The following is a 9281-nucleotide window of genomic DNA, read 5'->3' on the forward strand; positions in this document are numbered from 1 at the left end:
AGATGTGTATAAGAGACAGCCCGCCGCCCGGGCCGCCCGCCCGGCACGCGAGCGGAGCCGCCGCTTCCGCCGACGGAGGCGACCGCGGGCGGCCACGCGGAACGCGGCCGCGAGGGTTGCCCGCCCCGGCGGACTCACACCGTGACCTGCGCCACACGGCACGGCACCCCGAGAAGCCGGGCTTGGCCATCGGTGTGAACGGATGGTAAGTGACGGGCAATTCGGGCGTATTACCGAAAGGCAATGATCACGGGCTTGATGACGGCTGTCCGATTTGCCCGTTACGGCGTCAATAAAGGCGCTCAGAAAGCGGATTCACAGATTCCGAACGTAACTGTGTCGCAACACACGTTTCTTGATGGGACCCCTACAGCCCTGATAGCGCTAGTACCCATGTCCCACACCGCTCACATACCCAGCCACCGGAAGCCCCGTCAGAGCGCCTCGAAGTCGGCACTGCGAGCCGGAGTTGCCGGTGGCGTCCTCAGCACCATCGCGGTCGCGGGTGCCGCCGGTCCGGCCCAGGCCGAGCCGGTGACCCAGACGATCGAGATGCCCACGATCACGTCCGGCTTCTCCACCGCTGTGGCCGCCTCCGCTCAGGCCACGCAGCAGGTCGCCCTCGACCTGGAGACGCGGGCCTACGAGGACGCCGCGGCCGAGAAGGCCGCGAAGACGGCCAAGAAGGCCCACTCCGAGGCCGTCCGCAAGGCCGAGGCCGAGAAGAAGGCCGAAGCCGCCGCCAAGGCGAAGGCCGAGGCCGAGGCCAAGGAGCGCGCCGAGCGCGCCTCCCGGACCTCCGAGCGCACGACGCTCAGCGCTTCCTCCGGCTCCTCGAACTCCTCGGAATCCTCGGGCAGCTCCGCCTCCGCCCCCTCCTCCTCGAACGTGAGCGGCTCCGCCGCCTCCATCGTGGCGTTCGCCAAGGCGCAGGTCGGCGACGCGTACGTGTCCGGCGGCACCGGCCCCAACGCGTGGGACTGCTCGGGTCTGGTCCAGGCCGCGTACCGCACGGCGGGCATCGACCTGCCGCGCGTCTCGCAGTCCCAGTCGACCTTCGGCACCCAGGTCTCCCTGGACAACCTCCAGCCCGGCGACATCCTCTACTGGGGCAGCGCGGGCAGCGCCTACCACGTCGCGATCTACGTCGGCGGCGGCCAGTTCGTCGGTGCGCAGAACTCCAACACCGGCACGGTGCAGCGCTCCATGGACTACGACCGGCCGACCGGCGCGGTCCGCGTTCTCTGATTCACCAGCGTCCGAGGTCACCCGACAGCCTCTGAGGGCCGCCGCTCCCCCGCTCGGGGGCGGCGGCCCTTCGCCGTCGTCGCGGCGACGAGCAGGGCCGCCACCATCAGCAGGGCGCTCACCCAGACCGGCGCCCGGTAGCCGAACCCGGCGTCCAGGGCCAGGCCGCCCGCCCACGGGCCCACCGTCGCCCCCAGGTTGAACGCGGTCGTCGAGAAGGCGCCGGCCAGCGTCGGGGCCCCGGACGCGAGGCCCAGGACCCGGGTGATCAGAGCGGTGCCCGTACCGAAGGCGAGCATGCCGAGGAGCGGGATCAGCGCCAGGGCGAACACCGGACGGCCCGCCGTCAGGGCGAGCGCCGCCCAGCCGACGGCGAGAGCGGCCATGCCCGTGGCGACGACGGCGACCGGGCGGGCGTCGGCGAACCGGCCCGCCACCGTGACCCCGGCGAACGAGCCCGCCCCGAAGAGCGCCAGGGACACCGGCACCCACCCCGCGCCCAGACCCGTCTCCCGGGTGAGGAGCGGCTCCAGGTAGGAGAACGTGCAGAAGGTCGCCCCCTGCACCAGCGCCATCGTGAGCAGGACAGGCCGCAGCCGGGGCCCGGTCAGCGCCCGCAGTTCGTGCCGTACGGGTACGGGTGCGGCGGCCGTGTCCGTACCCCGGCCGCCCGGGATGGAGCGCAGGACCGCGAGAACGGCGGGCAGCGAGACGATCGCGACCGCCCAGAAGGCCGACCGCCACCCCCACCGCTCCCCCAGCACCGCACCGGCCGGTACGCCCACCACGCAGGCGATCGTCACGCCGCCGACCACCACGGCGGTGGCCCGGCCCTTCAGCCGGTCCGGGACCATCGAGACGGCCGTGGTCAGCGCGACCGCCCAGAAGCCCGCGTTGGCGAGGGCCCCGACGAAGCGGGTCGCGAGGAGAACCCCGTAACTCGGGGTGAGAGCGCCGACGACATGGACGGCGACGAACACCGCGAGGAAGAGGAGCAGGGCGCGTCGGCGGGGCCAGGTGCGGCTGGAGAGCGCCATCAGGGGTGCGCCGACGACCATCCCGACGGCGAAGGCGGAGGTGAGGAGGCCGGCGGCGGAGAGGGAGACGCCGAGGTCGGCGGCGATGCCCGAGACGAGCCCGGACAGCATGAACTCGGAGGTGCCCTGGGCGAAGACCGCGAGCCCGAGGACGTAGACGGCGATTGGCATGGGTGAGTAGCCCCTTGGACGGAACCGTCGGGTGGACAGACAGACCGGGTGCGGGGATGCGGGCCGCGCGGACGTCCGCCGGTGGACCAGCGGGGCGGCGCGGAGAAGTGCCCGGCGGTGATCGGCCGGGGGCACGCAGCGGTGCCCGGCGGTGCCGACCGGCCGGTGGCACGAACCTCGCGTACGGCGGTGCTTCAGCGCGTACGCGAGGGGGAACGGCCCGAACCCGCGGTGAGCCGGGGGGCGTGGAACCGTGACGAAGGGGGCCGGTGACCCGTGGGGTCAGCCGGCGACGCTCAGCACGAACACGGCCACCGGCGCACCGGTGGCCGGAGTCTGTCGGACTCGGGGCTGGCCATGAGAAGAGGCTACCGTCCGGGCGGCGCGGCCTCCAGCGGTTTTACGGGCCGGAGGGCCGCCGTCGGGATCAGCGGCGGCGGGGGCGGCGGTTGGTCCGCTCCGGCTCCTTGGCCGAGGTGGTGGGCGCGGGCGGCGCGTCGTACGGGGCGTCGAAGTCCTCGTCGTCGTCCGTCGCGGTCGGGTCCACGGCGAAACGGGGCTCCAGGAAGAGGCCGTGGTGCTGGGGCGTGGCGGCGGCCGATTCCGGACGTTCGGAGTTCCGGGGCAGGGAGGCGGTGGTCATGGCTGTCTGTCCTTGGGGTCGAGCAGCGCTGTATCGGCTTGTTCCGTACCCCGCCGGCCTGCGTTCGGTGTGAGCGTGCGTCAAGAAGAGTGGCGCGCGCCGCGTGCCGCCGCTACGGGCGGGGGCGGGTGCCGGCCGGTCCGGACTGCCGACGACCGGGGGGCGCGCAAATCATCGCACACGATCACCTGGGGAGTTGAGGATTAACTCCCCAGGTGATCGGAGCGCCGGAATCCGGGGGTCATCAGAGGACGACGCGGAAGTGCGTGGTCAGCCGACGGTCCTCGCCAAGGACGTGGAACGCCAGGCCCGGCGGCTGATCACGGTCCGCCGGGCGGTCGCCCTCCCAGGGCAGGCGCAGGGTCCAGGTGACGGCGGGTCCGACGATCAGGGGGCGGCCGACGAAGACCGAGGCGGCGGCCGTGTGGGCGTGCCCGGTGAGGACGGCGACGACCCGCGGGTGGGCGGCGAGCAGGGCGGCGAGCCGCTCGGGCTCCTGGAGCATCCCGGCGTCCGGCAGCGGGTGGTGGAGTGCGACGGGCGGCTGGTGGAAGGCGATCAGCGCGGGGACGCCGTCGGGCAGCCCGGCGAGCGTGGCGTCGATCCAGGCCAGGGTCTCGGTGTCGAGGCGCCCCTCGTCGCGGCCGGGGATCGTGGAGTCGCACATCAGGACGGCGGTACCGGCGATGTGGTGGACCCGGTTGACGGGCGCGGTGTCCGGGGCCTCGCCGAGGAACGCCTTGCGGTAGGTGGGGCGGGCGTCGTGGTTGCCCGGACAGGCGAGCACGGGGAACGGCGCGTCGAGCAGGCGTACCGCCTCCTCGTACTCGGCCTCGGCCGCGTGGTCGGCGATGTCCCCGGTGACCAGCAGCGCGTCGACGGGGCGGGGCAGGGCCCGCAGATGGTCCATGACGCGGACCGCCCGCCGTGTCGCGCGTTCGCTGCCGTCCAGGTGCAGATCGCTGATCTGGGCAAGCAACATGAGCGGCCCTCCCCCATCTAACGTTTATTTTCGTTCTTCCGTTAGGACTCCAGGGACTCTAGAGTGAGGATCGCGGACGTTCAAGAGGCGGCGAGGGGAGCGGCGGTGACGCAGCGGCCCGTCATGGAACTGGCGAGCACCATCCGCCACGACGGGGCCGGGGGCGTGCTCGACGACCTCGACACGGCCGAGGGGACGGCCCGGTGGATTTTGCGGCGGTCCGGACTGCCGGCCGCCTCCCTCACCCCGGCCCAAGAGCCCGGAGGCGCGACGGAGTTCGTCGTCGACGAGGAGTTCAGGGCCGCGGTCATCGGTGTACGGCGGGCCGTGCGGGCCCTGTTCGCCCGGGTGGTCAGCCCGGCCCCGCCCAGCCCGGCCGACGCCCACCGCCTGATGCCCGCCGACGAGGCCCTGGCCCTCCTCAACGCGGCCGCCGCCCGGGAACCCGTGGCCCCCCAACTGCACTGGCCCGCCGAAGGGCCCCCCGCGGCCGGACTGTTGTCGGCCGAGGGCGATCCACGCGTACGGCTGGTCGCGGCGCTGGCGCGCGATGCCGTCGACTTCCTGAGCGGACCGCAGCGCGAGCAGCTACGGGCCTGCCACGCGCCGCGTTGCGTGCGGTACTTCATCAGGAGCCACGGCCGGCAGGAGTGGTGCAAGCCCTCCTGCGGCAACCGGGCCCGCGTGGCCCGCCACTACCGGCGCGCACGGAACGACGACGGGTGAAGGGCCCCGCCCCGGAAGGACCCGCCCCAGGGTGATACGTACGCGGGGCCCGCCGCACGAAGGCGCGTACGCGGCGGCCCCGCCGTCGGCCTCAGGCCTTCGGGGCCACCTTCGACAGGCCGTTGATGATGCGGTCCATCGCGTCGCCGCCCTGCGGGTCGGTCAGGTTGGCCAGCATCTTCAGGGTGAACTTCATCAGCAGCGGGTGGGTCAGACCGCGCTGGGTGGCGAGCTTCATGATCTTCGGGTTGCCGATCAGCTTCACGAAGGCGCGGCCCATCGTGTAGTAGCCGCCGTAGGTCTCCTTGAGCACCTTCGGGTAGTTGTTCAGGGCCAGTTCGCGCTGGGCGGGGGTGGCGCGGGCGTGGGCCTGGACGATGACGTCGGCCGCGATCTGGCCCGACTCCATGGCGTACGCGATGCCTTCGCCGTTGAACGGGTTGACCATGCCGCCCGCGTCGCCGACGAGGAGGAGGCCCTTGGTGTAGTGCGGCTGGCGGTTGAAGGCCATCGGGAGGGCCGCGCCCCGGATCGGCATCGTCATGTTGTCCGGGGTGTAGCCCCAGTCCTCCGGCATCGAGGCGCACCAGGCCTTGAGGACCTCGCGCCAGTCCAGCTCCTTGAAGGCGGAGGAGGAGTTGAGGATGCCGAGGCCCACGTTGGAGGTGCCGTCGCCCATGCCGAAGATCCAGCCGTAGCCGGGCAGCAGGCGGTCCTCGGCGCCGCGCTTGTCCCACAGCTCCAGCCAGGACTCCAGGTAGTCGTCGTCGTGGCGGGGCGAGGTGAAGTAGGTCCGCACGGCGACGCCCATCGGGCGGTTCTCGCTGCGGTGCAGGCCCATCGCCACGGAGAGCCGGGTGGAGTTGCCGTCGGCGGCGACGACGAGCGGGGCGTGGAAGGTGACCGGGGTCTTCTCCTCACCGATCTTCGCCTCGACGCCGGTGATGCGTCCGGTGCGCTCGTCCCTGATGGGCGCGCCCACGTTGCAGCGCTCGTGCAGCCGGGCGCCGGCCTTCTGCGCCTGCCGGGCCAGTTGCTCGTCGAAGTCGTCGCGCTTGCGGACCAGACCGTAGTCCGGGTAGGAGGCGAGGTCCGGCCAGTCCAGCTGGAGCCGTACGCCGCCGCCGATGATGCGCAGGCCCTTGTTGCGCAGCCAGCCCGCCTCCTCGGAGATGTCGATCCCCATGGAGACGAGTTGCTTCGTGGCGCGGGGCGTGAGCCCGTCGCCGCAGACCTTCTCCCGGGGGAAGGCGGTCTTCTCCAGGAGCAGGACGTCGAGTCCGGCCTTGGCGAGGTAGTAGGCGGTCGTGGAGCCCGCTGGGCCCGCTCCAACGACGATCACGTCCGCGCTGTGCTCGGAGAGGGGCTCGGTCACGGTCGGATCTCCCGAAGACTCGAATTCGCGTGCCGCGCGGCACATGTCCCGTGCAGTCTATGGGGGCCTGCAGACCAACCCTCCGAAGGGCTCCCTCATGTCGACAGCGCCTGTCACACCCCATGCTCCGGCCCCCGCCGTACGCCTCCGTGTTCCGACCGACGAGGACGCCCTGACCTGGCACCGGGTCTTCGACGACCCGCAGGTGATGGAGTTCTTCGGCGGGCGGAGCGCGGAGCTCTCCGCGTACGAGGAGCTCACCGCGCGCCAGCGGCGGCACGACGCGGAGCTGGGCTACTGCCTGTGGACCGTCACGGACGAGGACGACACCGTCCTCGGCTTCACCGGGGCGCAGCCGTGGCCGCACACGCATTACGGGCCGGTCGGCGCGACCGAGATCGGCTGGCGGCTGGGGCGCCCGGCGTGGGGGCGGGGGTACGCCACCACCGCGGCCCGCACCACGCTGGAGCGGCTGCGGGCGGCGGGGGTGGGCGAGGTCGTCGCGATGGTCCACTCACGCAACGCCCGGTCGATGGCGGTCGCGGAACGGCTCGGGATGCGGCATGCCGAGTCGTACGCCACACCGCGCGGGCAGGAGGCGTACTGCTTCCGGCTGGAGCTCTGAGCCCCGGGCCGTTACGGGAACGTCAGGCGCGGGTGGCCCGGTGCAGGGCCACCACGCCGCCGGTCAGGTTGCGCCAGGCGACGTTCGACCAGCCCGCCTTCTGGAGCAGTGCGGCGAGGGCGGGCTGGTCGGGCCAGTCCCGGATCGACTCGGCGAGATAGACGTACGCGTCCGGGTTGGAGGACACCGCGCGGGCGGCCGGCGGGATCGCCCGCATCAGGTACTCCGTGTAGACCGTGCGGAACGGGGTCCAGGTCGGCTGGGAGAACTCGCAGATCACGACGCGTCCGCCGGGCTTCGTCACCCGGTACAGCTCGCGCAGCGCGACCTCGGTGTCCTGGATGTTGCGCAGGCCGAAGGAGATCGTGACGGTGTCGAACGTCCCGTCCTTGAACGGCAGCCTCATGCCGTCGCCCGCGGTGAACGGCATCCAGGGGTGGCGCTCCTTGCCGACCTTGAGCATGCCGAGCGAGAAGTCGCACGGCACGACGTAGGCGCCCGCCTTCACGAAGGGCTGCGAGGAGGTCGCCGTACCGGCCGCCAGGTCCAGGATCTTCTGCGCGGGGCGGGCGTCGACCGCCCGGGCGACCGCCTTGCGCCACAGCCGGGCCTGGCCGAGCGAGATCACGTCGTTGGTCAGGTCGTAGTTGGCCGCCACACCATCGAACATCGAGGCGACTTCGTGCGGCTGCTTTTCCAGGGAGGCTCGGGTCACCCTTCCATTCAAGCAGCCCGGCCTCCGGAACCGGCGGGGGCGGTCTCCCGGTCCCGCGCCTCCCTCGAACTGATCTTCACTTCTCTTCAACCTTTTCGGCACCCGGATGCTCTGTAAGGGGTGGGAGTCCGCCCCGGGGCGGACTCCGGGGGAGCACGGAAGCGCGAGGAGAGGGGAGGGCGGATGCCGGCAGGGGCTGAGCCCGCCATGGCCGACGGCGAGGTCGCCGCGTTCGAGGCGTACGCCAGGGCCGGGCAGCGCCGGCTGTACCGGACGGCCTACCTGCTGTGCGGAGACGTCGAGGGCGCGCAGGACCTGACGCAGACGACGCTCGCCAAGCTGTTCCAGCACTGGCGGAAGGCGAGCCGGGCGGACAACCTCGACGCCTACGCCAAGACCGTGCTCGTCCGGACCTTCGTGGCCGAACGCCGCCGCACCGTCCGCGATCTGCTCGCCCACAACCGCAACGCGCCCCGCCCGCACCCCAATCCCGCGCCGGGCGCCGACCTCCGGGTCACGCTGCTCGCTCTGCTCGCCGAACTGCCGCCCCGGGCCCGGGCGATGGTCGTCCTGCGCTACTGGGACGACCTGAGTGTGGAGACCGTGGCCTCGCTGCTGCGGTGCAGCGAGTCCACGGTGAAGAGCCAGTGCTCGCGTTCGCTCGTCCGACTGCGCGCCCGGATGGGCGACGTCCAGCTCTACTCCACCGGAAGCTGAGGGCCGGTCATGACCCCTGAACCGCACGAGCACCTGCCGCCCCGCACGCACGACGAAGAGCTGTTCCGGGACGCCCTGCACCGGACCGTCGGCCCGTTGTCGCTCCAGCCCGATCTGGTGCCCGACGCCGTACGGGAGGGCCACCGGCGGCGGGCCAGGACCCGGGCGTTCGCGGTCGCGGGCACCTTCGTCGCGGTCACCGCCGTGACCCTGGGCCTCGCGGTGCTCGGCCCCTGGCTTTCGACGGGGCCGGACGCGAGTCCCGCCGCGCCCGCCGGTCCGTCCGTCTCCCTGCCCACGCCCACCCCGTCCCCCCAACGTACGGAGCCACACCCCGACATGCCGAGCCCCACGTCCACCCCTGTGCCGACGGAGTCCGCGGCCGTGCCACCGGGGCCCCCCGCCTCGACACCCTCCGCGTCGGTCCCGCCCGGTCTCGGCCCCGAGGCGGCCCAGCGGCTGGAGAACTTCCGGCAGCAGGCGGCCGGGGCCCTGGACGCCCTGCTGCCCGCGTCGATCGGGACGGTCCTGCCGGTCGGCGACGACGCGCAGAGCTACCAGGGGCGGCGCGGCGGCATCGTGCACGCCGTCCGCCTGTCGGTACGCCCGGAGCCGGAGGGCGCGGCGCCCGCCTGCCGCGATGTCCCGGCGAAGGGGCTGACCTGCGAGGGCCTCACCCTGGACGACGGCACGCCCGCGCGGGTCCACCGGCAGCCCGCCGAGGGCCGGACGGGCACGGAGGTCTCCCTCCAGTACCGGTACGGCCGCAGCGCGGTGGCCCTGTCCGTCTCGCCCGCGCCGTCCGGGGCGGGCGGTGCCCCCGTCACCGCCGGGGACCTGGTCCGGGTCGCCCAGAGCCTGCGGTTCCGGGAGCTGATCGCGTACGCCGACGCGAACCCGGTGGAGCGGAGCGGGGCCGCCTCGTGACGCGCCGCCGGCCCACGGGCACCCTGCCGCCCGCGTACGGGGAACCGGACCGCGACGAGGACACGTTCCGGCTGCGCGTGCCGCCGCCCCGGGCCCCTGTCTCTTATACACATCT

Annotated in this window: 11 protein-coding genes; 6 read left to right on the top strand and 5 right to left on the bottom strand. The window is 72.9% G+C overall.

Going from position 1 to position 9281, the window contains the following annotated elements; genetic code table 11:
• On the top strand, window positions 1-209 hold a 209-nt coding region (locus tag CR470_RS40115; protein WP_218923795.1), incomplete at its 5' end, for a hypothetical protein.
• A 184-nt stretch (window positions 210-393) separates the two neighbouring features.
• On the top strand, window positions 394-1248 hold the full coding sequence (locus CR470_RS32305; RefSeq protein WP_097871017.1) for a C40 family peptidase: 855 nt from the start codon (window positions 394-396) through the stop codon (window positions 1246-1248).
• A 17-nt stretch (window positions 1249-1265) separates the two neighbouring features.
• Here the strand turns inward: CR470_RS32305 and CR470_RS32310 are convergent, their stop codons facing one another.
• The 3 genes from CR470_RS32310 to CR470_RS32320 form a co-directional block, all read right to left on the bottom strand.
• Entirely contained in the window at window positions 1266-2456 is a 1191-nt protein-coding gene (locus CR470_RS32310; RefSeq protein WP_097871018.1) for a Cmx/CmrA family chloramphenicol efflux MFS transporter, read from the bottom strand.
• Window positions 2457-2883: 427 nt separating this feature from the next.
• Complete coding sequence (locus CR470_RS32315; protein ID WP_097871019.1) at window positions 2884-3099, bottom strand: hypothetical protein; 216 nt, start codon at window positions 3097-3099, stop codon at window positions 2884-2886.
• Between the two features lie 244 nt (window positions 3100-3343).
• Window positions 3344-4081: a metallophosphoesterase gene (locus tag CR470_RS32320; protein WP_097871020.1), complete on the bottom strand. Its 738-nt coding sequence runs from the start codon at window positions 4079-4081 to the stop codon at window positions 3344-3346.
• Between the two features lie 105 nt (window positions 4082-4186).
• On the opposite strand from CR470_RS32320, the gene CR470_RS32325 reads away from it, so the two are divergent.
• Entirely contained in the window at window positions 4187-4807 is a 621-nt protein-coding gene (locus tag CR470_RS32325) for a CGNR zinc finger domain-containing protein (RefSeq protein ID WP_097871021.1), read from the top strand.
• A 91-nt stretch (window positions 4808-4898) separates the two neighbouring features.
• On the opposite strand, the gene CR470_RS32330 is transcribed toward CR470_RS32325, so the two are convergent.
• On the bottom strand, window positions 4899-6182 hold the full coding sequence (locus CR470_RS32330) for a geranylgeranyl reductase family protein (protein WP_097871022.1): 1284 nt from the start codon (window positions 6180-6182) through the stop codon (window positions 4899-4901).
• Between the two features lie 97 nt (window positions 6183-6279).
• Here CR470_RS32330 and CR470_RS32335 point away from each other — a divergent pair, with 97 nt between their 5' ends.
• On the top strand, window positions 6280-6807 hold the full coding sequence (locus CR470_RS32335) for a GNAT family N-acetyltransferase (protein WP_097871023.1): 528 nt from the start codon (window positions 6280-6282) through the stop codon (window positions 6805-6807).
• Window positions 6808-6829: 22 nt separating this feature from the next.
• Here CR470_RS32335 and CR470_RS32340 read toward each other — a convergent pair whose 3' ends face one another.
• Window positions 6830-7522: a demethylmenaquinone methyltransferase gene (locus tag CR470_RS32340; RefSeq protein ID WP_097871024.1), complete on the bottom strand. Its 693-nt coding sequence runs from the start codon at window positions 7520-7522 to the stop codon at window positions 6830-6832.
• 207 nt (window positions 7523-7729) lie between these two features.
• Between CR470_RS32340 and CR470_RS32345 the strand changes: the two genes are divergently transcribed.
• Both CR470_RS32345 and CR470_RS32350 read left to right on the top strand, forming a co-directional pair.
• Window positions 7730-8239: a SigE family RNA polymerase sigma factor gene (locus tag CR470_RS32345; RefSeq protein WP_097871025.1), complete on the top strand. Its 510-nt coding sequence runs from the start codon at window positions 7730-7732 to the stop codon at window positions 8237-8239.
• Window positions 8240-8248: 9 nt separating this feature from the next.
• Complete coding sequence (locus CR470_RS32350; protein ID WP_097871026.1) at window positions 8249-9166, top strand: hypothetical protein; 918 nt, start codon at window positions 8249-8251, stop codon at window positions 9164-9166.
• Window positions 9167-9281 lie beyond the last annotated feature (115 nt).

The sequence above is a fragment of the Streptomyces sp. rh34 genome (genome assembly GCF_002551245.1).
GTDB lineage: Bacteria > Actinomycetota > Actinomycetes > Streptomycetales > Streptomycetaceae > Streptomyces.

What these genes read in the sequence shown, in the direction of transcription:
- CR470_RS32305 (WP_097871017.1), top strand. Translation starts at nt 394, where the DNA reads ATGTCCCACACCGCTCACATACCCAGCCACCGGAAGCCCCGTCAGAGC.
- CR470_RS32310 (WP_097871018.1), bottom strand. Translation starts at nt 2,456, where the DNA reads ATGCCAATCGCCGTCTACGTCCTCGGGCTCGCGGTCTTCGCCCAGGGC.
- CR470_RS32315 (WP_097871019.1), bottom strand. Translation starts at nt 3,099, where the DNA reads ATGACCACCGCCTCCCTGCCCCGGAACTCCGAACGTCCGGAATCGGCC.
- CR470_RS32320 (WP_097871020.1), bottom strand. Translation starts at nt 4,081, where the DNA reads ATGTTGCTTGCCCAGATCAGCGATCTGCACCTGGACGGCAGCGAACGC.
- CR470_RS32335 (WP_097871023.1), top strand. Translation starts at nt 6,280, where the DNA reads ATGTCGACAGCGCCTGTCACACCCCATGCTCCGGCCCCCGCCGTACGC.
- CR470_RS32345 (WP_097871025.1), top strand. Translation starts at nt 7,730, where the DNA reads ATGGCCGACGGCGAGGTCGCCGCGTTCGAGGCGTACGCCAGGGCCGGG.
- CR470_RS32350 (WP_097871026.1), top strand. Translation starts at nt 8,249, where the DNA reads ATGACCCCTGAACCGCACGAGCACCTGCCGCCCCGCACGCACGACGAA.